21 protein-coding genes and 1 CRISPR repeat array are annotated in these 26,932 nt (G+C 31.1%); of the genes, 5 read left to right on the top strand and 16 right to left on the bottom strand.

Annotated elements, in window-relative coordinates; genetic code table 11:
- Positions 1-6: 6 nt before the first annotated feature.
- Complete coding sequence (locus LF845_RS12035) at positions 7-2,298, bottom strand: AAA family ATPase (RefSeq protein ID WP_242820837.1); 2,292 nt, start codon at positions 2,296-2,298, stop codon at positions 7-9.
- A gap of 297 nt (positions 2,299-2,595) precedes the next feature.
- Between LF845_RS12035 and LF845_RS09790 the strand changes: the two genes are divergently transcribed.
- From LF845_RS09790 to LF845_RS09775, 4 genes are all read left to right on the top strand, one after another.
- Entirely contained in the window at positions 2,596-2,907 is a 312-nt protein-coding gene (locus tag LF845_RS09790; protein ID WP_242820836.1) for a hypothetical protein, read from the top strand.
- A gap of 381 nt (positions 2,908-3,288) precedes the next feature.
- Positions 3,289-3,441, top strand: a complete 153-nt coding sequence (locus tag LF845_RS09785; protein WP_242820835.1) for a hypothetical protein — start codon at positions 3,289-3,291, stop codon at positions 3,439-3,441.
- Positions 3,419-4,555, top strand: coding sequence for an ADP-ribosylglycohydrolase family protein (locus LF845_RS09780; RefSeq protein ID WP_242820834.1), 1,137 nt, complete (start codon positions 3,419-3,421; stop codon positions 4,553-4,555). Before LF845_RS09785 ends, LF845_RS09780 begins: the two co-directional genes overlap by 23 nt.
- A 303-nt stretch (positions 4,556-4,858) precedes the next feature.
- Positions 4,859-6,133, top strand: coding sequence for a tetratricopeptide repeat protein (locus LF845_RS09775; RefSeq protein ID WP_242820833.1), 1,275 nt, complete (start codon positions 4,859-4,861; stop codon positions 6,131-6,133).
- Between the two features lie 857 nt (positions 6,134-6,990).
- Positions 6,991-10,223: a CRISPR direct-repeat array (repeat unit 36 nt; unit sequence GTCGTAATCCCTTCAAGTCAGGTCAATGATTCCAAT).
- 300 nt (positions 10,224-10,523) lie between these two features.
- Here LF845_RS09775 and csx20 read toward each other — a convergent pair.
- Genes csx20 through cas6 form a run of 11 tightly spaced genes read right to left on the bottom strand, consistent with a single transcriptional unit; the run spans position 10,524 to position 22,600 of the window.
- Positions 10,524-10,922: a CRISPR-associated protein Csx20 gene (csx20, locus tag LF845_RS09770; RefSeq protein ID WP_242820832.1), complete on the bottom strand. Its 399-nt coding sequence runs from the start codon at positions 10,920-10,922 to the stop codon at positions 10,524-10,526.
- On the bottom strand, positions 10,922-11,509 hold the full coding sequence (locus tag LF845_RS09765) for a hypothetical protein (protein ID WP_242820831.1): 588 nt from the start codon (positions 11,507-11,509) through the stop codon (positions 10,922-10,924). Before LF845_RS09765 ends, csx20 begins: the two co-directional genes overlap by 1 nt.
- Complete coding sequence (locus LF845_RS09760) at positions 11,490-13,568, bottom strand: hypothetical protein (RefSeq protein WP_242820830.1); 2,079 nt, start codon at positions 13,566-13,568, stop codon at positions 11,490-11,492. The genes LF845_RS09765 and LF845_RS09760 overlap by 20 nt, the downstream gene beginning before the upstream one ends.
- Before the next feature lie 18 nt (positions 13,569-13,586).
- Positions 13,587-14,750: a type III-B CRISPR module RAMP protein Cmr6 gene (cmr6, locus tag LF845_RS09755; RefSeq protein ID WP_242820829.1), complete on the bottom strand. Its 1,164-nt coding sequence runs from the start codon at positions 14,748-14,750 to the stop codon at positions 13,587-13,589.
- A gap of 12 nt (positions 14,751-14,762) precedes the next feature.
- Positions 14,763-15,134 carry a type III-B CRISPR module-associated protein Cmr5 gene (gene cmr5, locus LF845_RS09750; protein ID WP_242820828.1) on the bottom strand — a complete coding sequence of 124 codons (372 nt, stop codon included), beginning with the start codon at positions 15,132-15,134 and terminating at the stop codon, positions 14,763-14,765.
- Positions 15,134-16,000: a type III-B CRISPR module RAMP protein Cmr4 gene (cmr4, locus tag LF845_RS09745; protein WP_242820827.1), complete on the bottom strand. Its 867-nt coding sequence runs from the start codon at positions 15,998-16,000 to the stop codon at positions 15,134-15,136. Before cmr4 ends, cmr5 begins: the two co-directional genes overlap by 1 nt.
- 12 nt (positions 16,001-16,012) lie before the next feature.
- Positions 16,013-16,927, bottom strand: coding sequence for a type III-B CRISPR module-associated Cmr3 family protein (locus LF845_RS09740; protein ID WP_242820826.1), 915 nt, complete (start codon positions 16,925-16,927; stop codon positions 16,013-16,015).
- The gene (gene cas10 / locus LF845_RS09735) at positions 16,920-19,607 is read right to left on the bottom strand and encodes a type III-B CRISPR-associated protein Cas10/Cmr2 (protein WP_242820825.1); all 2,688 of its coding nucleotides are present in this window, start codon (positions 19,605-19,607) and stop codon (positions 16,920-16,922) included. Before cas10 ends, LF845_RS09740 begins: the two co-directional genes overlap by 8 nt.
- The gene (gene cmr1 / locus LF845_RS09730) at positions 19,608-20,516 is read right to left on the bottom strand and encodes a type III-B CRISPR module RAMP protein Cmr1 (RefSeq protein ID WP_242820824.1); all 909 of its coding nucleotides are present in this window, start codon (positions 20,514-20,516) and stop codon (positions 19,608-19,610) included.
- Positions 20,517-21,686 (bottom strand): Card1-like endonuclease domain-containing protein, encoded by a 1,170-nt coding sequence (locus LF845_RS09725; protein ID WP_242820823.1) that lies wholly within the window; start codon positions 21,684-21,686, stop codon positions 20,517-20,519.
- Entirely contained in the window at positions 21,686-22,600 is a 915-nt protein-coding gene (gene cas6, locus LF845_RS09720; protein ID WP_242820822.1) for a CRISPR system precrRNA processing endoribonuclease RAMP protein Cas6, read from the bottom strand. The genes LF845_RS09725 and cas6 overlap by 1 nt, the downstream gene beginning before the upstream one ends.
- Positions 22,601-22,738: 138 nt before the next feature.
- On the opposite strand from cas6, the gene LF845_RS09715 reads away from it, so the two are divergent.
- Complete coding sequence (locus LF845_RS09715; protein WP_242820821.1) at positions 22,739-23,314, top strand: outer membrane beta-barrel protein; 576 nt, start codon at positions 22,739-22,741, stop codon at positions 23,312-23,314.
- A 19-nt stretch (positions 23,315-23,333) separates the two neighbouring features.
- On the opposite strand, the gene LF845_RS09710 is transcribed toward LF845_RS09715, so the two are convergent.
- Genes LF845_RS09710 through LF845_RS09695 form a run of 4 tightly spaced genes read right to left on the bottom strand, consistent with a single transcriptional unit; the run spans position 23,334 to position 26,876 of the window.
- The gene (locus tag LF845_RS09710; RefSeq protein ID WP_242820820.1) at positions 23,334-24,842 is read right to left on the bottom strand and encodes an SAVED domain-containing protein; all 1,509 of its coding nucleotides are present in this window, start codon (positions 24,840-24,842) and stop codon (positions 23,334-23,336) included.
- Entirely contained in the window at positions 24,835-25,701 is an 867-nt protein-coding gene (locus tag LF845_RS09705; RefSeq protein ID WP_242820819.1) for a hypothetical protein, read from the bottom strand. The genes LF845_RS09710 and LF845_RS09705 overlap by 8 nt, the downstream gene beginning before the upstream one ends.
- A complete protein-coding gene (locus tag LF845_RS09700; protein WP_242820818.1) occupies positions 25,694-26,332 on the bottom strand; it encodes a hypothetical protein in 639 nt (212 codons plus the stop codon). The genes LF845_RS09705 and LF845_RS09700 overlap by 8 nt, the downstream gene beginning before the upstream one ends.
- Positions 26,325-26,876 carry a hypothetical protein gene (locus LF845_RS09695; protein ID WP_242820817.1) on the bottom strand — a complete coding sequence of 184 codons (552 nt, stop codon included), beginning with the start codon at positions 26,874-26,876 and terminating at the stop codon, positions 26,325-26,327. The genes LF845_RS09700 and LF845_RS09695 overlap by 8 nt, the downstream gene beginning before the upstream one ends.
- Positions 26,877-26,932: the final 56 nt, after the last annotated feature.

Genomic DNA, 26,932 nt, shown 5'->3' with positions numbered 1-26,932 from the left:
ATCTCCCTATTCTTCAGACATATTTATTAAAGAGTAATCACCATATATTTTTTGGTACATTTCTAAAGAAAAGTGGCTATTTACTTTGTATTCCACAGCTTCATTTTCTATGTCAGGATGATCAAAACCTAATATATCACTTTCTTTGACCTCTTGACTTTGTATAAATTGATATTTTTGAAAATCTTCTTTTATGTTTTTCTTTTTAAATTGTTCAGGATGATCTCCTAAAACAATTTGTATTTTTTCCCAATCATCATAAAAATACTCTTGAAGTAAAGGGATGATTTTATTTCTGAATATATTATCTAACTCCGCTTTTGCTTCATCACCACTTTTGTCTATTAGACTCATAAAATAAGCATGTCCAATAGTATGGTCACGATCATAAAGATATTCAATTCGTTTGTTCATTGTTTCTAAAAGTGATTTGACATTGACACCTTCAATCGAAACATCTTCTAACAAATCGGGACGAGGCCTCATCTCTTCAAAATGAAATCTCCGGCGTAGTGCTGTGTCCATAAGTGCGATACTTCTATCTGCAGTGTTCATAGTGCCAATGATATAAAGATTTTGAGGTATACCAAAAAGCTCATTAGAATATGGAAGTCTCACTTGCAGAGCTTCTTCTGCCCCTATGCGTTTGCTTGGCTCAATAAGGGTTATAAGCTCTCCAAATATTTTTGAGATATTTCCACGGTTGATTTCATCTATGATGAGGATGTAATTTTTATCATTAGGTCTTTTTTCCACACTAAAAAGAGAATCTAAAAAATCTTTTTTTATATAAGATTTATCAAGTTTATAAATTGTTTGTTGAGATATTTTTTTATTTAATATTTTTTCTGCAGGAATACCACCTGCTTTATCTTTAAAAAGCCACCTAACTTTTCTAAATTGAGAATATCTTATTTCATCTATAGAATCTTTATACTCATATTCACCAATAACTTGACCAATAGCGACAATTTTTGAATTACCAAATGACACAAATACTAAATCTTCTTTTTTCATCCACTCCTTAAAAGCATAAATTGCCTGAATCGTAAATCGATCTATTTCTTTATCTTTAAATAGTGATTTTACCGCATCCCTAAAGGATTCCCAATCTTTTGCTGAAATTGGAGTAAAATCAATATCATTTCCCCATCCCATACTTATATAGTCGTTATCTAAACACCAGTCTAATATTTCAGGTTCATTTTTACCACCCAAAGACATTTTAAAAATATTTCCTTTATCCCAATCAAAATTTAAAGTTGTGCTTTGTGATTCAATTGGCTTTGCATTGTTCGATAATTTTTTAAATATTCCCTCAGTAACCTTATAGATCAAATTGCCATTTTCAACTTCAGCGTTTATTCCCTCAACAAACTCTTCATATCCATAGCTTTGATGAAAGGTTACAAATTCTATTTGACCAGATTGTTTATATTCATCAAATTTGTCTTTTAATATCTTTCGTTCTTCGATTGTATGAGTATTTTTTTCTAAAAGCTTTTGAATTTCATCATCACGTTCTGCCTCTAAAATAATTTCCAAAGCCTTATTGATCGTATTATACGTTTTTCCTGTTCCAGGGGGACCATAGAGAATTTGGTTTAAGGGTTGTTTTGCATAATTTGACATAACTTCTTCTCCATAGTATTCATCTTCATCTTCTTCCTCATCATCAGTTTGTTTAGGAGTTTCAATGATTTGAAAGTCTTCTAAATTATCTTTGATATATCTTTTTAATTGATCTGTCGTAAACATATAAAAATTTGCAGGTCCGTCCAAACCATTAGCTATTCCTATAGCAATAATACTTAAGGCTTTTAATGGATATTCATTTTCTTCAACAATTATTTTTATTTTTATTTTTGATTTTACCCATTCTGATTCTTTATATTCTTTTGTTGCTTGTAAGAAGTTTTCTTTAGTTGGCATTTTATATTCCCAAGTAATAACTTTCTCTGGAATATCTTTGGGTTCGAATTTATTAATAAAATTAGATAATTCATCATAATTTAATCTCGAAACAATAAGCCATTCATTTTTACCTAAAGTTTTATGTTCAATTAAATAATTATGTTTTCCCCGTTTATTAATTCTATCCCATTCATTTCGTGTTTTTATTCCTTCAACATAAAAAGGGTCACAATTAAATGCCTCTCTAACTATTTTGTTTGAAGAGCTTTTTCTGTTTTCAAAATCTTCTAATACCCACTTTAAATAAAGTAGAATATTTTTTCTATACTCCTTTCCTCTTTCTAAAATATAACTTTTGATTTCATCTAAATCTAGTTTGGCCACTTCACTCTCTCCTTAAATTTGTACAAAGATTTTTTATAATCAACATACTAAGCTTGCAATATTTTAGCACAAATTATTTACTTGTAAAACCTTACCTTGTCCAAGATTTTTTAATAAAAGTATAGCTCATTAAATTTACTGTGTAACCAAAAGCTCTAACTCAATCTACTCTGTACCAATAGACAAATTAAATATTGGTGGATTGTCCGGTTCCTTTTTTAGTACAACCTCATTGATTCTTCAATTATTGGGGCATTTCCTGCACTTTATTTCGGATTAAAGCATAAAATCCCTTTTATGTTAATAAATCCCTCTATTACTCCATTTAATACACTCAAAAGAAAAGGGGTAACTGACCTTAGCATTCTTGAATCGTATAAAAAATCTGAAATACAATTACAAGATTTGATAAAAAAAGATGATGGGGCAAACCCAAAAAGAACCATTATAATCAGTAAAAATGATGAAGTTGTAAATAATGATATAATACTTAGCACTCTAAAAATAAATAAAGAAGATTTAATAGAAACAGATTGGGGGCACATTGTTCCAACTGAAGACTATGGTCTTATCGTCAAAGAGCTAACTGCCCTAGCAAATGCTCTTTAAGGAATGTTATGATTAATTTAAGTTATATTATAATCTTACCAAAAAAGAGGCGTACTTATGAAAATAATATTCAGCAAATAATGATATAAACATAATATGATACACATGGCATTATCTCACTTTTGAGAGTTTATGATATCCAATTAAATATATATGGAAAACTGAATAATAACCAGCTAATATTATGTATAAACAATACCAGGAAAGTTGGTATAATTGAAACAAATGTGATTTAATAAATGTTGGTGCAAAAATGAAAGAAATAGCTACAAAAGAAAGTTGGAAAAACATTCCTATTGATAATCCCAAAAAATTGAAATAGACTTATTTTTAACAGATAAACAGTTTTCTAAACTGAAAAATGGACTTATTCCTCAAGAAATGGAGGATAAGCGGTTCATTTATTATGAAAACGAATGGCTTTACTTTCACCGCTCTTGGACAGGCTACGGAATTTATAAAGCAAAAATTGACAAAGTAACTGACGGCTACATCATAAGAGAGTTTTGGGTTGAAAGAAACAAAGAAAAATAATAATGAAGAAGATAATGCAGACATTGAAACCTTTTTATTTTTAATTGCAAGAGGCCTTTTAGAAATAGATGTACGCGACATTTATCTAAGAAAAAATATCAAATCTGAAACAGACACGATAAAAAGTTGGAGCAACTTCGGAAGTATGCTTTTTAAGATTCAGAATGTTGATTATTTCAAAGCAATAAAATCAGCACTTATTGGTGTCGCAGTTGGTGATGCTTTAGGTGTTCCAGTTGAGTTTAAGACTCGAGAGACACTTCGCAAAAATCCCGTAACAGATAAGATCGGTTATGGAACATACAATTTACCACCTGGAACCTGGTCTGATGACAGTTCGCTAACATTTTGTCTTGCCGAAGCCTTGACACAAGATTTTGATTTGAATGTAATAGGACAAAATTTTGTAAAATGGGCATACGAAAATTATTGGACACCACATGGAGATGTTTTTGATATTGGCATTGCCACAAGCCAAGCAATTTCAAGGCTTGCAAAAGGTGAAAAACCAGAGTTAGCAGGTGGATTTAAAGAAAATGACAACGGCAATGGTTCGCTTATGCGAATTTTACCTTTAGTTTTTTATTTACTCGATAAACCAATCAACGAACGTTTTGACATTACAAGAAAAGTTTCGTCAATTACACACGGGCATATTCGTTCAGTCATTGCTTGCTTCTACTATCTTGAATTTGCAAAGCAAATTTTAGAAGGAAAAGATATATTTGAAATTTATAAAAACTTGCAGACAGAAATTTCAAATTACTTGGCAAAGCTTGGAATCAATCCAACAGAAATTGCAAATTTTGACAGATTGTTAAAAGGTAACATTTTCAAAATTGATGAAAGCGATATTCAAAGTAGTGGTTATGTTTTGCATACACTTGAAGCAAGTATTTGGAGTTTGATGACAACAGACAATTACAAAGAAGCTGTTTTGAAAGCAGTGAACTTGGGTGACGACACAGACACAACAGGCGCAGTAACAGGTGGGCTTGCAGGACTATACTACGGATTTGACAACATTCCTAAAAAATGGCTGCGACAAATTGCAAGATATAGAGATATAGAAAATTTAGCAGAAAGGCTTAACGACAAAATTACCAATCACTGACATAATGTTACGTAAGCCTCAATTGTTAACAAACTTGGCAACTTTTACAATTTTTAAATGGAAGAACTATTAGTCAAAAAATTTATTGAATAGTAACACTACTCCATTCTTTCTTATTATCAACATAATGGATGTAAATCGCTTTACACAACCTTACGCAAAATGAAATGAAAAAATAAATCAACCTGCATACGATTATTTTGTAAAAGATAAACAATAAAAATTATTAAACCATTAACTGTTTTAAAAATATTGTCAGAAAATAGTCCATTAATTTGTTTACTTTCTTAAGTAGGAGATTTTATGGAAAGTTTGGAAGAGATAAGAAAACAGGCATCTTCTTTAAGACAAAGTCAAAAATTTTCTGAAGCATTGCCACTTTTTAAAAAGCTATGGGAAGAGGGGAAAAATGAAAAGTGGGATGGATGGGGGTACGCATTTTGTCTTAGAAAATTAGGAAATTATGAATACGCAATTAAAGTTTCTGAACAGATAATAAAAGAAAATCCTGAGTTTGATTATATTAAAAACATCTATGTTTGGTCCCTATATGACTATTTATCAGCAAAAGGTGATTTACTGCCTTTAGAAAAATTTTTGCTTTGTGTAGAAAAAATTCTCAATTATAGTTCACAAGATGATATTATTTACAAAAAAGCAGTATTTAAATGCTTAAATAAATTAAAAGAACAAAACACATATGATGCCAACTATATCTTAGAGTTGCTTAATAAACTAGAACTCAATAAATTAAACCAAACTTCATACACTTTTGAAAAAGATGGGAAGAAAGTCGAATTAGCATCAGAATATGAACAATACTTCATGCACAAAACAAAAGCTTTATACAAAATTAAATTATATGAAAAATGTATCGAATCCTGTAATTTAGCTTTAAAAACCATCAATAACTTCCATTACAATAATGATATATGGTTTAAGTGGCGAATTGCTCTTTGCTATAAAGAGTTGCAAAAATACGACTCATCATTAAATTATCTTCAACAAATAGTAAAAATAAAAAAAGATTGGTTTATTCAAAAAGAAATCGCTGAAATTTATTTCATACTTAAAAATTTTGATAAAGCCTTATCGTTTGCATTACAATCAGTTATGAATTTTGGAGATATTGACAAAAAAATACACCTTATAATTTTATTAGCAGAAATTTTAGAAGCTAAACAAATGGATTATGAAGCAAAGCTGCATTTTATTTTGGCTAATGAAATAATTAATGAAAATAATTGGAATATAAACTTGCCACAAAAGCTAATCAACAAGTATGGAAATTTACGCTCCAACAAATTAGATGTTTTAAAAGAACTAAAAAATCTTTGGAGTGATATCTATTTTTCTAACAAAACACAATACCAAGGTGTAATCAGTGGCTATTTACCAAATAATAAAGCTGGTTTTATTAAAACTGATAAGCAATCTTATTATTTTAAAACATCAGAAATGCTTGGCAAAAAAGCAGAATTTAACATTGGCAGTAAAGTAACTTTTTATTTAGAAGATTCCTATGACCCGAAAAAAAATAAACCTGTTAAAAATGCAGTAAGAATAAAAATAGCTTAATCAACAGATATTTTCACAAACATTTGCAATTTTAGTTTTAATGTAATCAACTTAAGTCATGAAAAAGTTAAGCGTTCTATGTTCGAATTTAGTTCTAAGTGTTAAGTATTAAGAAGTTCAATGTTCAATGTTCAAGGTTCAAGGTTCAATGTTCAAGGTTCTACGTTCTACGTTTCAACTTTCTAACGTTACTTATACAAAGTAAGGTCAGAAATAAGCGTTAAGAATTAAGCCTTAAGTATTAAGTATTAAGTGTTAAGTGTTAAGTACTATGTCTCTAAAACCTTTATAAAAAAATTCATAATTCATAATCCATACTTCAACATTCAAAATTAAATCCCTTCAAAACATCAGGCATATTAATCCTGATGTTTCTATTCCAAGCTTGCTAAAAAACATCGGGCATAATTAACTCCCGATGTTTCTACACCAAGCTTGCTGGAAGTCAGGTCAGAAAATAGTGTTAAGAATTAAACATTAAGTACTAAGAAGTTCAATGTTCAATGCTCAAAATTAGTATTTGTATTAAGCTAAATACAACAAAAATGTAAAACAAATAATTCATAATTCATAATTCAAAATTCAAAATTCAAAATTCAAAATTTTTAAATCAATCCCTTCAAAACATCGGGCACAGTTAGCCCCCGATGTTTCTGCACCAAGCTTGCTGGAAGTCAGGTCAATGATTCCAATACAATTCAAGGGCTTGTATCGCAATTTTCAAGCTTATTGAGTCGTAATCCCTTCAAAACATCGGGCATAGTTAACTCCCGATGTTTCTGCACCAAGCTTGCTGGAAGTCAGGTCAATGATTCCAATCATATAGCGACAACAAATACTTATGTCCAGATTGTAGTGTCGTAATCCCTTCAAGTCAGGTCAATGATTCCAATAAAAAAGGAGGAAAGAGTATGAAAGTTTTCACTATTGAAGTCGTAATCCCTTCAAGTCAGGTCAATGATTCCAATAAAATGGAGGGTATAAAATGAGAGTAGCAGAGTTTATAGTCGTAATCCCTTCAAGTCAGGTCAATGATTCCAATAATATTATCAAAATTGGCTATTGTGGTCTACAGAACTTGTCGTAATCCCTTCAAGTCAGGTCAATGATTCCAATGGGTTTATATATGGATAATTTAACAATAGAAATTATAAAGTCGTAATCCCTTCAAGTCAGGTCAATGATTCCAATAAGGAGAGGTGTAATATGGTAGCTGTTGATACTTTTATAGTCGTAATCCCTTCAAGTCAGGTCAATGATTCCAATGTGCAACATGGAAGTGTTGTTTATAAGAAAAGAAGAACTGCGTCGTAATCCCTTCAAGTCAGGTCAATGATTCCAATCTATTGGCAGCCCTGCTTTCAATTTTATATTTAATAGATGTCGTAATCCCTTCAAGTCAGGTCAATGATTCCAATATGGTATTATCACCTGTAAACATATCAGGGATAATATCGTCGTAATCCCTTCAAGTCAGGTCAATGATTCCAATAATACCGTTAACTAAAAACGCAAGCTTTCGGACGGCGAATGTCGTAATCCCTTCAAGTCAGGTCAATGATCCCAATAATACCGTTAACTAAAAACGCAAGCTTTCGGACGGCGAATGTCGTAATCCCTTCAAGTCAGGTCAATGATTCCAATAACAATGGCAACTGGAAAGTGAAAAACATTCAAGCAGTAGTCGTAATCCCTTCAAGTCAGGTCAATGATTCCAATCGAAAAAGGAACTCCGTGGGTTGAATTGGATAAAATGTCGTAATCCCTTCAAGTCAGGTCAATGATTCCAATAGCTACGAGGAAATGTGCCGTGCCTTCGCTGAGTTTTAGTCGTAATCCCTTCAAGTCAGGTCAATGATTCCAATCACGGGCATCAGTTTGCTTATGTCTGGTTGTGCTTAGTCGTAATCCCTTCAAGTCAGGTCAATGATTCCAATATTTCTAAAAGAGGAATATGTAGAGGATATGTTAAGTAATGTCGTAATCCCTTCAAGTCAGGTCAATGATTCCAATAAATACTAAAGAAGAAATAAGTTGGGGGCTAAGTATAGTCGTAATCCCTTCAAGTCAGGTCAATGATTCCAATGGGAAATGACCACACAGGAGACAGGGTTGGGGAGGAGTTTGTCGTAATCCCTTCAAGTCAGGTCAATGATTCCAATATGGCAACAACATAGTCCAAAAGGACTATGAGTGCAAGTCGTAATCCCTTCAAGTCAGGTCAATGATTCCAATCTGTTGCTCATTGGATGGCTATAAGAGGTTACGTATTTGGTCGTAATCCCTTCAAGTCAGGTCAATGATTCCAATTTATGACAGGTAAAAAGCCTTGTGCTATTGGTGTTGGTGTCGTAATCCCTTCAAGTCAGGTCATAAATTCCAATTTAGTGGCTTAGGCTCTCAGAAAGTAAAGGTGATAGACGGTCGTAATCCCTTCAAGTCAGGTCATAAATTCCAATATAGCACCAATGAAAAAATGTTGAATTGGGAGCAGTAGTCGTAATCCCTTCAAGTCAGGTCATAAATTCCAATAGTGAGGTATTACAGCAGCGCTGAATTCGCGTATTGTGAGTCGTAATCCCTTCAAGTCAGGTCATAAATTCCAATAAAGAAAAGACATTATCGTATAAAGAGGCTTGGGAAACAGTCGTAATCCCTTCAAGTCAGGTCATAAATTCCAATGACGCCGCTCGTTGGTATAATGAACTCAGATTTAAGGTCGTAATCCCTTCAAGTCAGGTCATAAATTCCAATGACGACATATACGGGCTCTTTATTGATAAGCCAGTAGGGTCGTAATCCCTTCAAGTCAGGTCATAAATTCCAATAAAACAGATGGAGGCATACTTTAAGAAGATGGATAAGAGGTCGTAATCCCTTCAAGTCAGGTCATAAATTCCAATAATTTAAAGGAACTATTGGCAACATTATCGCCTGAAGGTCGTAATCCCTTCAAGTCAGGTCATAAATTCCAATATTGAATACCGCAAAGAAAGAGATATTACGTTCTCTAATGTCGTAATCCCTTCAAGTCAGGTCATAAATTCCAATGCAAGGCTCGAGCTTGAGGCTATTTTAACAGCCCTTTTAAGGTCGTAATCCCTTCAAGTCAGGTCATAAATTCCAATATAATAAAAGGAGTGTATTATGTTAGTCAAAAAAAGTGTCGTAATCCCTTCAAGTCAGGTCATAAATTCCAATTGTTGGTCAAGGGAGTTTAATACTCCGAATCCCTTTAACGTCGTAATCCCTTCAAGTCAGGTCATAAATTCCAATATTGAGGTGTTTTATGAGAAGTGATTACGTCGCAATAGGTCGTAATCCCTTCAAGTCAGGTCATAAATTCCAATAAGGCTAAAAAGGCAATTGAGGAATTATTGAGTAGTCTAGTCGTAATCCCTTCAAGTCAGGTCAATGATTCCAATTTATTGAAAGCAAATAGGTGTTACTGGTGGCTATAAAGTCGTAATCCCTTCAAGTCAGGTCAATGATTCCAATTTAGTACAAATAATATAATTTATAGGAGGCTCTTATGGTCGTAATCCCTTCAAGTCAGGTCAATGATTCCAATTTTCAAGGATTGAGTTATGGGATTTTTTTACTGATAGCAAGTCGTAATCCCTTCAAGTCAGGTCAATGATTCCAATGCTGAGAGCAACCTCTGTTTGGAAAAACTACTGGGACGTCGTAATCCCTTCAAGTCAGGTCAATGATTCCAATCTAATAGAGATATTTAACTCAGATGGCAAAAAAATATATGTCGTAATCCCTTCAAGTCAGGTCAATGATTCCAATATTATTAGAGACTTGTCTTAAAGACAAACCTCTAATCCGTCGTAATCCCTTCAAGTCAGGTCAATGATTCCAATTGTTGGCGGACTAATTGCCAACCGTTATTAATAAAATGTCGTAATCCCTTCAAGTCAGGTCAATGATTCCAATTAGAAGGAGTTGCCGTAACTCCTTTGTTGCAAATCATAGTCGTAATCCCTTCAAGTCAGGTCAATGATTCCAATAAAAACTGTATTTTACAAAAAGAATAGAAAAGGAAAAAGTCGTAATCCCTTCAAGTCAGGTCAATGATTCCAATAGTACCCCTTTTTAATACCATATTTTCAGATACTTGCAAGGTTAAATTTAAAGAAGGGGGGGTATCAATTTTTCTACTTTGTAAATTTTGATACCCTATTTTGTAAATTATTGATAAATAAGAACTAAAAAATTCGTGTTCTACTAATCTAACTTTTCTCATAACTTACTGGTATTTAAGAATAACCGTTAAAAACAGCAAAAATCCAAAATCAACTTGAAATTTTGCAACCATAATAAAACAATTTTCGCAACATGTTTTACTTATCACTCGACACTTATTCAATTTTCAAACTGCAAACTAAAACGCAAAATATCTGTATTTTCTAAAGGTTACATGTTCAAAAATATTAGTTTTTACTATTTTACCATTATTGCCGTTTTTTTCCACTGAGATTCTTCTGCTTGTGGAATAAACAGGTATTAAGTTATTTTTTAAACAAAAGTCCACGACATAAAAAGTAGCTCCAAAATCACCCTGCACTAAAATATAATCTCCTTTATTAGCTTCAAATTTTAGCCAGTCTACAATCCTGTTAAGCTCAATTAATGGCAATTCACTATATGGTGAAACCTGACTCCAAATAACTTGTAAATCATCAGGCAAATATACAAATTTCTCTACACCCAGACTCTCTTTTGCATCCGTTATTTGTTTATCAGTTAGTTTATGGCTAAATAGTAGAAATAGCTTTGTCACTACATTAGCTCCAGTGCGAGTTTACTCCAAAGCTCTAAGTCTTTTTCATAAATGTCTGCAATGTCTAACCATTCAAGATTATCTAATTCTTTACCCGGAGCAAACTGTTTTGCTGTATTTAATAAATAAACAAATCCAATGTGAGTATGACCTACCTCTGTAAGCTCTTCATTAATAACTCCTAAAAAAGCTAAACTTGTCTTATAAAAATTAAAGTCCAAAAACTCTTCAGAAAGCTCTCTATAAATTGCATTATGTATTGTCGGTATTAATGCCTGATAAACATAATCTTGTTTCTCTACATGCCCGCCAATACCTACCGAATATTTTCCATGCAATCTATTCTCACTGCCATTTCTCTGATAACACGCCATTTTGTTAAGATAAGTCACAAGTACATAGGGGATAATTTGTTTATATTCTACATTATATTCGCATTTATCCCGTTCAATAAAATTAATCGACTCCGGTTTAAAATCTTTAATAAGTTGTTTTTCTGTTATTTCAATTACAGTTTTTTCTTTTAAATACTTTTTCTTTATATCTTTTCTTTTAAAAACAAGTATATCATTTAAAGAATTCTTCATTAATTATCTCCAACACTTCTCTTTCAGCTTGCAAAACTAAATCTTTTCTAACATCTGCTTTGCAAAAAGCAGATATAAATGAATTTTTAATCAATTGTAAAACTTCCCAAAAGTTTAAATTGTTATTTATTAAATTAGAGGCAACTATGTATTCATTAGTGAAATCAGTCCTTGAAATACCAATATTGTCAGTATTAATTGTGACTCTAAGCCCTTCGTTTAAATATTTTTTTATAGGATATTCTTTTATAGTAAAATCTAATATCTGTTTATTACTGGAAGGACACAACTCTATAGATATTTTTCTTTCCTTTATTTTTCCTATCAAATCTTTTTTTTCTAATAATTTTAATCCATGCCCTATTCTATCGGCACTCAAATGATAAATAGCTTCCCATATACTTTCAGCTTCTGCAGTTTCACCTGCGTGTATAGTAATTTTTAGACATTTTTCTAAAATTGGTAAAAAAGCATTTCTTAACTCTACTGGCTTTCTAAGTTCTTCATTACCGGCTAAATCAAAACCAACAAACATTTCAGCAAAATCATTGTTTTTATTATCAATATGTTCTAAAACAAACTCTATAATTTGATAGATTTCACTCATTTTTTTATGTCTTGTTGCAATAAAAATAAGTTTAAATATCGTATCTTCTGATTTTAAGTTTTCAATGAGAGTATTTACTACATCACTAACACTTAAATCACATTTAGTGTAATTATTTGGGGAGCATCGCAGCTCAAGATATTTTACATTATGTTCTATTGCCTTTCTTTTTAAGATATTACAAGCAGTAATCAGTGATTCCTTAGTTTGCAATAGGCCTGAACCTTGTAAGTCTCCCAAACTTGAATATTCTTCTATTCCAATATTTGTAAATTTTTCACTTTGTAAATATTTACCATATATAAGTTTATCTAAAATATCTTCATAACCTCTAAATTGAATAAGAAAGCCAGCCAGATTATATGGCTCTGGAATAGCGTCAAAATATTTAAATAATTTTTGTTTAGAATTTTTAACCAAATCCTCAAGAGGTGTTAGTTCGCCACTTACTATGTATTCTTTAATCAAATCTAACCATTTGTCATATTCTGTATTTGTTTTTCGAAAATAATTTATTTTTTCTATATTTGAATGAGCTATTTCAATAATTTCCTCAGCATTAGCTATTCCGCCTAAGTGACAATGTAGTTCAGCTTTTGGTAGTTTTTTTATTAAACTGTAGTCAAAATTATCTATTTTTTTATCTTTTAAAGTCTCAATTTTATCAGGCTCTAAAAAATAAAGAGAATAAAAGTTTGATGATGGCTCGCTTTGATAAATTTTTTGATAAAAATTAAAAGCTATATTTCTTGATTTTTTACGCCTTTCCTCTATTTCTTCATAGAGACATGTATCAGGCTTTAAAAATTGAGTATCATCAATATCAATCTCATATTGTTTAATATTTAATATATTCGGCTCTAAATAAACAATCTTACTGGCTTCTTTTTTACCAAAAGCAACAATTGGCATAAAATGTTTACAATATTTAGCATCAATATCATTAGAATTTCTAAACTCTGTGGGTATTTTACCATCATCTATAATATGAATCATGGCATCAAAACCAAAAATGTTTCCAGCTTCTTGCATATCTGCACTCATGGTTTTACGACCACCGCTTAAAGATAAAATTAGCTGCCCATTACTCGCATACTTTTTCCCTGCCAAAACTACTGAGTAAATCAAATTACTCATTTGCCTACAATGTTCAACACTAATCAAATCGGGAACACCTTTGAGGATAAAAGCTCTTAACGTAATATCAAGAAACTGGCTATTTAGCCAATCTCTTGATTTTTTAATAGAATCAAGTGCTACTTTGTTATCAGTTGAAATAACCCATACTTCATTAATTGACCTTATACTGCTTAAACGCCTTAAAGCATTTATCTTTTCTTCATCGGGGTGCTCGTCATAAAACCCAAAATCATCAGGGTTAGTAAACCCTAAAAGTTCAGGAATTAACTGCCAAGAATGCCCAAGCGTGGTAATCAGTATGTTAGGATGCATAAACATATCACTATTATTTTAGTTTTCTCCTAAAATTTGTTTGATTTTTTCAACTTTTTCTTTCTGTTTTTTACTAATATCTTTTTTATCCCATTTTTTAAGTTCTATCCATTTTTCTTTAAGTGCGTTCGCAATTTTTTTCTTATCTTCACCTGAATAAGCATCTATATTTTGATATATTTCCATAGAAAAATTTTCATCTTTACTGCTTTTCAAATTAAAAATTACTTTTTCTATTTCTGACATAGAGTTCATTTTTTTCTCAATTTGTTTTTCTTCTATAGCTCTTTTTGTTTTCTCAATTTCTTTTTGAGCTAAAGACTTTATTTTTTCATACTCATTATAAGAAATTATATTAAATCTCCCATATCCAACAGCTGTTTTTGCACCAACTCCCTCAATAGTTAAAACTCTATCCAAGGCTTTTTTTACTAATTCTGTAAGTGTAACTCCATTTTCTAGTTTGATATCTCTTTTAATCAGTATCCTAAAAATAAACTGATTACCGGTTTTAACAGTCAAAAACTTTATTGGTACTGGCTCTAAATAATCTCCCGGGGGAGTTTTGCCTTTTTCATCATAATATTTTTGGTAATGCGGATTAATAATATCTATGGCTAACTCAGGTGATTTGACCGGATAGGCATCCAAAAAAATAACATCACCAACATTTCCCTTATCCCCTCCTTTACCAAAAAGATGTTTCACAAATGTCCAATCTTCTTCATCATCAATTTCTTCTTTATTCAATATTCTATTTTCATTTTCTGGATCTTCTATCATATTAAGAATATGTGCAAACCTTACAATTCCTTTTACTGAAGAAGCAGGGATATAAGGGACACCAATAGTATGATCAAAAGTCATTCCGATCTCACCTGGATGAGTTTGACCAATACCAGTAATCATTGGAGAAGACAAATGAGCATGGACTGTCAATATGTCGTATTTTTTTTCATATGCTTTGCAAAACCAATATTGCTGTAAATGTTTTTTTCCTAAAAAAGATTCAGTCTCATCTTTAATATTATCATATTTTGTTTTGTATTTATTTACGCTTTTATCATCAGGCTTGAATTTAGTAACATCAATATCAACAAACTTATTAAACCAAAGTCCGAAATTACCTTTATTATAATTTTTTCCTACAATATCACTTATTTCTTTATATATAGGTATCATAGCTTCCCCTTTTTAGAAACCTGCATTTGCATATCTTTTAATCCATTCTAATAGTTTTAATGCCTCTTTTTGAGCCTCAAGATATTGCTCTTGAGTAGCTATGTTTAAATTATTTATAAACGTTTTTTCATCTATAGAAGGAATAATATCTTTAACCCATTCCCTTATTATATTTAAGAGAATAATATGTTTGTCTTTTTGGTTTATTTTTAAGTCTTTGTCTGTTCCTTTAGCTATAAAAAAAGCCATTGTCTGACCAAATCCATTTTGTAAAATCATTGTAGGCACGCCAGCTGAAAAAGATTTAAACTCTTTTCTATCACATTCCAGTTTAAGAATTTTATCTAAAGCATATTCTGCCCTTTTTTGTCCAAGAGTTCTCATTATTTACCCCCGTCAATCCATTTAATTTTACAAACACCTTTACCGAGAGTAACATCACCACCTATTTGTAAAAAACTATTTATAGTTGTTTGGAGATAATTTTTTATATTTACAGCCTGAAGTTCTTGAGATGATGCACTGTAATATATTATAGAATACAAAATAGAGTCAGCTGGTAAAAATTCTTGATACCTTAAAGATCCATCTTCGGCTGTCCCTGTTTTGGAATCAATTTTTATGTTTGTTTGGATTTCTGTGCAGGAAGAAACACAATAATCAAACATCTTATCCGAAATTAGTAATAATTTATCTACTTCAGAAAAATTATTATTTATGAAATCTACTTCAATGGGTTCTTCTTTAGAAACAACTACTAATGCATCCTCCAATACTATTTTTGCAACTCCTTTAAAATCACCTTTCAATACTTGTGCCCCATCATCTTTAACCTCAAATGTTTCTTCCATTGATATACCCGCATACTCCAGATCTCTTTTGAGCCTATTCATAACAGTAGGGCAGGTAACCCACACAAATGGTGCTACATTTGACCTCATCGGAAAGAATAATAATTTGGCATCTGAAACAGAAATCGCACCAGGTTGAGAATCATCATATTTACTCCATCCATCCTGTGTGTCAGATCCAAAAATAAAATTTATCAACTTTTCATCATTCGTCTCATTAAATTTTCTAAAATGATCCCTCAAGCTACCTTTTACCCCTGAAGCCTGAATATGTGGATAACCTGTGTGTCGCTCCCTTTGTATAGGTAAGTCCACAGTAGCCACTGATGCTCCGCTACCTGCATGGATAGGTGAAACAGCATAAAAAGTAAGAATAGAACTCAATTCTCTCTTGATCATCATAGCCTCCATTTAAATATTTATAAAATTATTATCTAACTTTTTGGTAAAAACTGAACCGGCCGGAAAAAAACCTCTCATTGGCTTATGAAATCCTTTAGCTAAGTCCCATCCGCCAAGGTATAAAGGCTTTCCTGTTGCCACTATGTGTTTGTTTGCCTCATCATTAGCCTCAAAAATAGACAAATTCATGTACATAGAGCCATCATTCTCAAAATTGATATTATTAGCTATTCTTTTTAATTTCCCAAATCTCTGTTCAGCACCAAGTGTAATTGTAACGCTATGTTCCAGCGGCAAATCTTTATCGATACCAAATACTATAGAAACTTTCTCTTTTAACCTTGCATGTACAAACGCATATATGTGGCCTTCTCTAACCTTTCTATTTTTTTCAAGAGCAATTCCAGTCCTATACTCCTGTACAAAAAAATCAGAGCTATTTCTTACTTCAACTTTTTCTTTATTACTAATTAAGTCGCTCAATAAAAGCCATCTCCCTCCTAATGTCTCTACGTCTTTTTCAGATGGTTTAACCCAATAAGTTTCATTATTTGATGTCTGAATAAGATTAGTCGAAACCTTATAAGATTTTATAACTTTTGTAACTTTACTTTCATTTTCAGTATCTGTTTTTTCTTCTTGCTTTTCTATAAACCAGCTGTAAGGTGCAGGAACAAATATCTTGCCATCCTCTTTGAAAAAAGGACCTATTACATTAAAAGACCCCTTTTTTTCTCCCAACCTAATTATTTCAGAATACCCTTTTTTATCCAGATGATAAAAATATGTCCTTATTGCCCCTTCAATAGTGTGTGCAGGTGGTGGAAAATTGAAATTTGACGTGTGATTTTCACCCATAATCATAGGCTCTGATCCTCTAAAAAATAATGTATCAACAGGCTCAAATGTGTACCAACTATTCACCTTTCACCTCCTTATACTGTTTTAAAAAGCCAGCAATAATTAATGCTTCATTGGTAAAACATCCTTTGTTATCTAAAACAACTTTTGTTATATTTTCTGACATATCATCATGGCTGATTCCACTTTTTCCTGACTTCGCCAATTGAGATTTTATAAATGTTCTTAAATATTCTAATCTTTCTGCTTCTTGAATATCTTTATTATTTAAAATTGCCTCTATACCATCTTTAAAACTAGCTAATCTATAAGCTAGAGATCGTGACATCTCTTCTCCCATACATGCAGACAAATATTTAAATGCTTGCAATCTTTCATCATTAAACTTACTTATAAAAAATCTATCACCACCACTCCTCTTTTTTAATTGAATTGCAACAGCATCTCTGCCACCATCAATTTTAGCTTTCTTATCCAAAAGTGTATGGGCTTCTTTGATCATAAAAGATAAGTCCGCCTTATGGTGACAAATTAAAATACCTGCAGAAATTGAAATTTTCTCACCCTTACCAAGATTAATGGACAGCTTGCCTATTTCAATATCAAAACTGTTTTCAATATCTATTACTTTTATATCATTAGAGCTTCCTTTATAAATAAGCTTGTAATAGGACTTATAATATTCACTTATCTCTTCAGCTGCATCTAACGCAGTGCTTACTGGCATCACAGCACAAACATCATCCCCACCTGCATATATCAGTCTACCTCCATAATTTTTAATTATACTTGAAACACCATACACTGCAAAATCTCCCAATGACTCTGAAATAGCCGCATGAATAGCAGGAGTGAGATTTCTTTTAGGCAAATTTTTAAAAATATTTTGCCAATTTTTAGAATATTTTTCTTCTATAGTCCCGCCATTAAGCTTTTTATAAATTGAAGGATGCATTATAGATTGCCAGGTAGAAGCCATAGAAATACCATTTACCAAATCACCCATTTTATCCCCATCCATCATTAATATTGCATAGTATCTATCCTTTACTTTTGTATCATCTGTTTTTTCATGAATTCTATTGGCACACTCAATTTTATTGTCTTCATCAACTATATTTTCTCTTAAATAATAGTTATAAAGTGCCATATAAGTGGTAGATGGGAAGTTTTCAGACTGCTTAAATGTAGAATTTAAAATATGCTTTTTTTCATTTTTTAATACTCTATAGGCAATTCTTTTTGTTGTGCAAATCGAGCAAAGCTTTTCATTTTCTTTAAAATCTGAATCTGGATTCCAAGATGATATAAAGTCATTCCAAAATTTTTTAATTTTTTCATTATATTCATTAGCAGACATATTGTTATCATATTTTTCAGTATGCAACACCTCGAACTCCCCACAAAGATGACATTTTTCTCCGGGTTCTTCCTGACGTAATATTTGTTTTTTAGCCTTTGTAGCAGCTAAAGAAGATTGACAAAGAGCATGAGATACTGAATATAGTGTTCCAATTCCAGACTCATCAAAACCTTTGCCTTCTACCATTTTAATAAAACTATTAAGTAACTCAAATTGACTTTTGTAATTTTTTCCATTTAGAAGATTTTTAATTTCTTCTTCATTTTCCTTTTTTAGCATGCTAACCGAAGCCCATTGAAATTCCCAAAAATTTTTAGTCTGCCTATTAAAAAGCTCTTTTATATACTCACTCTTATTCTCATCCAAGTTCAAAACTTTGGCAATTTGACTTTGAGTTAAATTAATAATATTGTTCCATTCATTTAAAATATGTTTTTGAATTTCGTTAGCGATTTCTGTTGATTTGCTAAATGGAATGAGAAGTAAAAACTTATTTGGAAAAGATGCAATAGTTGCTTGATTATTTAAAAAATAACTTTTATTAACACTCCAATTTTTATCCAGATATTCATTTACCAGATATTGGTCAATAAGGGAAGGATACAAAATATGGTCAGGTCCGAGATTTTCTACTACCCATTTTATACCTTCAAAAGCTAACCATGAAAGTAAAATAGAGCCAGTCCAATAATCCCTCAATTTTCTTGCTTTTGCTATAAAACCTTGTACAGGAGTAATACTAAAAACAAGCATTCCTAAATCATCTTTACCCCCAATATCAAAACAAGATTGGATTGCTGACACAAGAGCGTTATGTTGCCATATAGAATGATCAGGAAATCTTGTGTCGGCAGGCAATCTATGCCATAAAGCTCCAAGCCCACCAACATTTTCTTCAGCAAGCCTAAACCTTAAAACAAGGTGAGTGTATAAAAACCTTGCTATAGAAAATTTATCTTCATCCCCTTTAAAATTGTCTGAATACCCACCAGAACCAGCTTTTGTACCTATCTCCTTTTTTATGAACTCTTTCAAATCTTCCCAAACCGCAGATGCTTCAATTTTCTGAGGTAAATTTATTCTTAAAGGTGAACTTTCACCGGTAGGGTGAGTAATAATCGGCTCTTTCAGAAAATCAACTGCACCGCTCTTTTCTTCATTTTTATCATAACTTGTAATCTGCCCCCTCTCAAAACCTGACGCAATAGCATCAGCTTTTTTCCAAAACTCTTCATTTGGCTGAGAAAGACCTGTATATATTTCAACTAATTGATTAGCCCTTGATATATGTGTTTTGACATCAAGAGCCTTATCAAAAGGGTCGTGCATATAAGCCCAAAATTTATTATTCCAATAGTTTTTAGGTAGTTTTATTGCCATTTATTTCCCCCTTGAGTTAGTTCTATTGGCTTCAGACTTTATATCTATCAAGTCATTGATAAATTCCTTACTATTATCATTTTCAACTCTGATATTAGAAACCAAATTTAATTTGGAAACAATTATACAGTATTCTTCACTAGACTTTGTTATACTAGTATAAACAGGTGAAGCTAATCTATACGTTTTATTGCCAACTTTTTTCGCATAGCCAGTACCATCTGAATTATTTTTATGGGATGATTTACCTATCTCAGCGAGTAAATTATCAACATTTTTATCCTTTTTCCCAAAAATAATTTTTTTTAGATAAGGATATTCAGCATTAGTGAAGTTTTTCGCAAGGATATTTCTGTTGCTAATATCGTAACTGCCTGGAACTATAGATTCTAACAAGTTTAGCAGAAAAACTGATATATCATCATTATATTCCTGTAAGTTTAAAATATTAAATGCGCCAAACCCTCTCCTTGCTCTTTTGCCAACTCCACCAACAATTGATGAAAATTTAAATAAATTATGAACAACCTTTGGTGCACATAGTTTAACCATAAAATTGTGTTTAGGAGAGACAGCATTGAACCTAAAATTACTATTTTTATGAGGTAATGGATTAACACTGATTATACCATATTTATCACTTATAATTTCTATAATTGTTTTACTACGGCCAAACTTATCACTATCTCCAAAAAGTTTGCTTTCATCCTTAAAAAGTGTTGAAAAATCATTATTTATTACTTTACTATAATTTATCGCTCTCCACCAATATCTTAACATCCCTTTTATTGGCGGTACTCTTAACTCAGCACTTTTTGGATCAGCCCCGCCGATAAACATTGGAGTCACAACTTCAATATTATAAGTTACTTTCTCAATATTTTTATACCTACCTACATAAAACGCCATCTATGCCCCCTTTCTAAATATTTCTCTCAAAATGCCATCTATCCCTTTTTCTTTAAAATCTTTCAGACCATAAAATATTAATCTGTAATAATCTTTAGCTAACTTATACCTATCTTTCAGTTCACCGGTTTTATTATCATATAAGACTCGGTCATCTAAAGAAATTAGGATATTATTCATCCCAAGACCAAAACTTTCCTGACTTTTTAAATGGGATAATTTATAAAAGGTTTCTTTTAGTACGTCGCTTTCCTTAGCCCCAAGCCCTGTTTTACATTCAAAATAATAAAGTCTGTTATCATAAGTTAAAACAACATCCAGCTCATTATCCCCACCTTTGTCAATTTCAATACCCAATGAGATATATTCATCATCAAGACATAAAAATTTCTTTGTCTCAAAATAAATTAACTCTTCAAACCACCCGCCCGTTAAGTATTTAATCCAATGCTTTAAGCGTTTTTTTGATTCACCGCTAATATCTAAATTTAGCCTTTCAAAAAAAGCTTTCCCTATGTTTATTAGCTCAGTCACTTCTATTTTCTTTTCATTGGTATTAACTTTTTCAGAATTCCAGTAAGCCCTTATATCTTCAGACGTCTGCTTAAAAGAGTCCATATTTTCATTAAAGTATTCCCAAAGCTTATAAGTATATTGCTCTCTCTTTTTTGCACATTCCAATGCCCCCGGCAGCTTATTTAAATTTTTAATGTTTACATTGTAAGAAGAAAAATACTCTTTGATGTTTAGACGATACTTTATCTCTTCTGTATTATCAAATATAATATTTGCAACAGAATTTTTACCATTAGGGATATAAAATAGGTTATCGGTTTGTTTTATCTCTTTGGCAAACTCGTACAACCCCAAAGACATTATTTTAGTGCCACCGGTCAAATTAAAGTAATACTCATCACTTTCATTATATATTTTAAGCAATTTACTGATAATATCTTGAAAATGGTCTTCACTAACGATAAGTTTTTCACATTCTTTTATATTCAAGTCGCAAGTATTAATAATAGCATCACTTCTACGCTCTTTTTCCATCTTATCTGTTGTCACAAAGATAAAATAGTTAAACTCGTATTTTTCTTTAAACTCATTAATAAATAATATATTTGGTACGGTCTGTGCACTCACTAACGACATCAGCACCCTTCTTCCCATCAAACTTCCTCCACTTCTACTTTTCCAAAACCAAAGCCTGTGTTTTTGCCAAGTCCAAATATAGACGCAAATTCCAAAAGTGATATTTCAAAAGGAGTAAACTTCCCTTTGACGTCTATCACTCCAACAGCTCCACCAAGCTTCATTGCTGATTTTTGTCTGGCGGAATATCTGTTATACTCTTTCCACCTTAGACACTTCTTCTCTTCTTTTTCTGACAATGAATTTATATTTTTTAACTCTGGACTAATCTTGCCATACATATTACCAAGTACTTCTAACCTTCTAAATGCAGAAAAAATTATATCTGAGTATGAGATATTGGCCGTGTAGTTGCCACCAACCTTTAATCTTACAGGAGTAATAAATTTTATACTGTAAGATTTTTCAATAAGAGTTGTTTTATCTTCATCTAACTGAAATGTTTTAGGTTCAGATAATTCAATCGAATCATTAGTGCCATCATTTACTAAAAAGTCATTACAAGTAACTTTTTCGATAGTATATTTTGTTCTTTCTCTATATATACCGTTTTCTCCACCTTTTAAAAATCCAAAAAATATGTATGGAAAATATTCTATACCCTTACCAAATAATGAAATAGTAAAATCTATTTTATCAGTGTGCTGATTTTCATCTATATTTGAATACAATGTAAAAGGATGAGAAGCTTTATCTCTTCCTACTAAAAATTCTGTATCTTTTTTAATCGGTGTTTCAAAAATATAAGAATATGCACACTGAAACTTTAATGGGCACTCTTCACATTTCTTATGCCTCAAAATACAAGCAAATCTTTTTAATTCTTTACCTAAGATAGACCTTAAAACAAAAGCCGGATAAGTACTTGTAAAAATATTTTTTTCAAGTTTTAGAAGAAAGTTAAAAGAATCATAATTAATTATCATACCCATACTACCCCCGCACGTATAAATTTTATCATGTTTTTTTGAAATTTCAAATAAAGTTAAAAAAAATGTCAGAAATTAAAAATTTTATTGTTTTTTGTTGTATGCTTTGCGCAAAGCTAATAAATTTAAATTGGAGGTAATATGAAAAAACTGAATTTAGTTACACTAATCCTTTTTCTAATGGTTATTGCAGCATCTGGCGCCGATTTGAAAAAAAACTATATTGGAGCCAATTTAGGAATCTTTAACCCTGCCGGTGATATATCAGAATATGATACCGGTACTAATTTTGGCATTTATTACCAAAGAAAGTTTTCTGATTTTCTTGGATTAAGATTCGAAATTTCAGGGCATAATACTGAATATAATTACTCTGTTTATGGATATGATGCCAAAGATGAAATAAATACTACAGCTTTTGAAACATCTGTTATTTTACAAAATACCTATCAAAGATTTACTCCTTATGTAGGGTTGGGTTTTGGTTCTTATGTTAATGAAATAAAAATATCACTTGATGGGGATGAGGTCTATAGCGATACAGGAACTGCTCTTGGAGTAGTCATACAAGCGGGCTTATTATTTGATATTACAAATAATTTTTATATTGGTGGAAACTTTAAAATTTTTACGAACAATCAAGAAATTGAATATACTTCAGAAACTCTTCAATTAGGGGGGTATAAAACTAATATAGAAGCTGGATTTAAATTTTAACGGGGAGGGCAACCTCCCTTTAAAAGCTATTTAAAAAAGTACCTTCAGCAAAATCTGAATCAAAAACTTTTTTATAGCCAATGATTTTCTTATCAAAATTATAAACTGATACCTTTTTATAATCACCTATAGCCATTCCCAAAGCAATAGCAATAGGGACAGGAGTGCTAAGAATAATATGGTATCTCTCTACATTGTTGCCTAACTCTTCGGAAAAATTATCTAAAGCACTATAAATCTCTCTAACAATTTCTATCCACAATTCTTGATTATCTATGGGCAAATTGCCTTGATGATTTTTTAGCTCAATCTCAACAATATTACATTTTAAAGTTTGAGAAGCAAATTTAGATGCATCATTTTTAGGACTGTGACTTGCCAAATATATTGAAACCAACAAATCAGTAGAGTTTGCGTTAATAACTTTAGTTTTGTACTGAATATGTGAAAAGTTATTTTTTTTGCCTTTAAGTTTTCTAGCACTTTGATTAATAAAATCATATATTTTGTAAATCTCTCCATCCTGATAATGATAAATTGCAAATTTTTTCTTTGCACCTAAAACAAGCCCCATTAAAAATGCAAACGAAGAAAGACTGCCCGTAATATGAAGATTTATACCTATATTAGTATCGTAAAGTTTTTTTACCTTCTTATAAAACTCATTCAAAAATATGGCATAATCATTAATTTCATTATTTAAATAATCTTCGGTAAAAACTGATAAATCCTCTTGACTAAACCCAAAAATATTAAGTAGAACAGCACTCTCAGGAATATACCCTTTTAATTTTTTAAAGTTTTTATCAAGCTCACTCTTACTTTTGCCAAAAAGCTGTACAAATGGTACATTAAGCTCGTTACTATTAATATGCTTCAGTTCAGAAATATGAGTAATACATCTGCTACTCACCAAATATTTATTATTTTGATGTGCTACTTTGAATTTTAACTCTAACCCATCAACATCATATACTCCGCCATCAGCCCTTACTTCACCTGTAAAAATAAATCTTTCTCTTATTTCATCAGAGACATAAAAACAAGAAGCGACAGCCAGTCCAAATGACCTGCCACTAAAACATTTATCAAAGAATACAAAAAAGTTTTTGTTTAAAGTTTTCTTTATATTTTGAATGCTATTTAATCTCAAAGCTTCCGTATTTGGAAAGCTTACAGGTATTTCATCTTCAACTTCTATCAAATAAAGGCTTACTAATTCCGCTTCATTGTTATCTGAAATAGGAAATGTCGCTTTTTTATAATTTGATTTCAATAGATTAGTTAACGAATCTTCACTAATGTTAAGTAAAGAGGAAAGTAAAGAAAAATCCTGAAACTTTTCATACCTTTTTATTGCAAAAAATAAAGCAGCTTTTAATTCTTCCTTTTCAGTAAAATTACTATCAATAAATATGTTATAATAATCTTTTAAACTGCTGCCAGGCAAGAAATTTCCATCATTGATAGCACTTAATAAAATATCATATTTTTCACTATCAGTAATATATTTTGCCAGCTTAGTCATTTAAAAGGATTATCTTGATTCTACCCACTAAATAGTCAATATTTATAAAATCTTCGAGAATATCAAAATTGATGACATCTTCTTCAACCTTACATAAAAATTCATCGTCTTCAATAATTACCTTTATAATGCCAGTATCTTTACTTTCAATAGGCAATAATATTGTTAAAATACCTTTTGCTTTATCGTACTTTAAAATAAAATTTTCACCTTGAGCTGTGGATGTGGCTGAAGACGCCGCTTTTGGATAATTTAATTTTTTAAGCTTATCAACAAATTTTTGTTTAAAACTTTTTAAGTCCAATATATTTGATTCTTCCTCAAAGATTAAAAATTGATTAGCTATGTAATGTCTCACTTCTTTCATTTCTTCTTGCCTAAATTTGATTTGAGGGTATGAGGGGTCATAAGGGATGGTTAGCCCCGTATAACTGTCAGGGATTGGCTCACCGGTGCTTTCGTATTCGTAAAGTACGTCAATATATTTGTCCGAAATTGTGCCGACATGATGCACAACCTTATCTTTAGGGATATATAATTCATGCTCCAATATTGCGAAGTATTTATCCCCTTCATACTCAAAAATAAAATCTTTATGGGTAGCAAAATCTACCCACTCAGATACTTTATAACCTGTATAAAAATCATCTACTTCGCCTACGAGCAAGAATAAAAAGTCGTCCACCAAGAACAACTCGCCTATTTCATACTCAGGCTGAACTATATCTGGTTCATTTTTAATATTTTCTAAATTTTCTAAAAACATTTTATAATCACCTTTCTTTTCAACAAAATCACTTTTTGTCATTTTTTTTATTTCCAAATACCTTGTGTATAGCGCCTCTAACCTTTTACTCATTTTGACCTCTACCTATTAGACGATATTTTTCACATATTTCTGACAAATAAATATTTTGAATAAAAAAAGTAACAGCCTCTTCTGAAAATTTATTTGAAATACATATCTCTGTCAGCTCTTTTTTGAGCCTTTCGACCGATTTATAAAAAGCATCTTGCTTCATATCATTAATAAAAATATACTCACCTGCATATAAATACTGACACAATATTTTCTTCTTTTTTTCTGAAAAATCATTATCAATTAACTTTAGTAAACTGTAAGCTTCAAAAATAATTTCATCTGCCAAAAATTCATCTTTTATAGTATCCCCTATTGTAAGCTCGCCATCTTCAGAAATAGGGTTATCTATAGGTATAGTTGCTAAGTCGTTACGATACTCATTATAGAAATAGTTATTAATCATTCTTTTAATGTAACCATAAACCACTTGCTCTTTTTCATTTTTATCGATAAACCTCTTTAAGGCGTTGTTGCTAAAAATTTTTTTAGATAAAAAAGTATGATATTCATCCAAAATATCTTGAATCTCAAATTTTGAAGCTACTTTACAAAAAAATCCATAAAGTTTGTTATACCCTTCCTCATTATTCTGTTCAGGATATTTTAAAAAATTTATAATACTATCCATTATTAACCCTTATACTAATCTCTTCCATATATGTTTTGTCACAGTTTGAACAAAAGGTAAATACATCATAGCAAGTCTTAATTTCTTGACCACAGAGTCTTAATACCCTTTTTTGGGTTTCCTCATCATCAATGAGGTAAAATATTTTGTGTAAATCAGCTGTAAGTTTAATTTTTACAGCAGATGTGTTCTTTTTTCTTCTAAGAGTTTTTTCCTTTGTAAAAATATACGCTTTTTTCTTAAACTTAAAGTCTTCGCATCTTTCATTAATCTTGCACTTGCTTAAATCAAAAACTAAGTTAATTTTTCTATCTACTTTTTTATCAGTTGATAATGCAATATAATACGCACTATCTCCCTTTACTTCCAGTATTACTAATGGCCTTCTTTTATTCTTATTGTTAATAAGTAAAGCGGAATCGTTGGCTAAAAACTCACCTGATATTTCTTTCCAAACACAGACATTAATTAAAACAAAATCACCTTTTTTTAAAAAATGTTCCCTCGAAATATTTTTAAAATTAACAAGTTTTCCTAACTGCATATCAATTTATATTAAATTTGTCAGAAAATTGCCACAAAAAATGTTCTTTTAATAAG

Origin of the sequence: Deferrivibrio essentukiensis, from assembly GCF_020480685.1 — a bacterium.
In the GTDB taxonomy this organism is placed as follows: Bacteria; Chrysiogenota; Deferribacteres; order Deferribacterales; family Deferrivibrionaceae; genus Deferrivibrio; species Deferrivibrio essentukiensis.
Note: the sequence above shows the minus strand (reverse complement) of the source record. Positions and strands in the feature narration are given on the sequence as shown.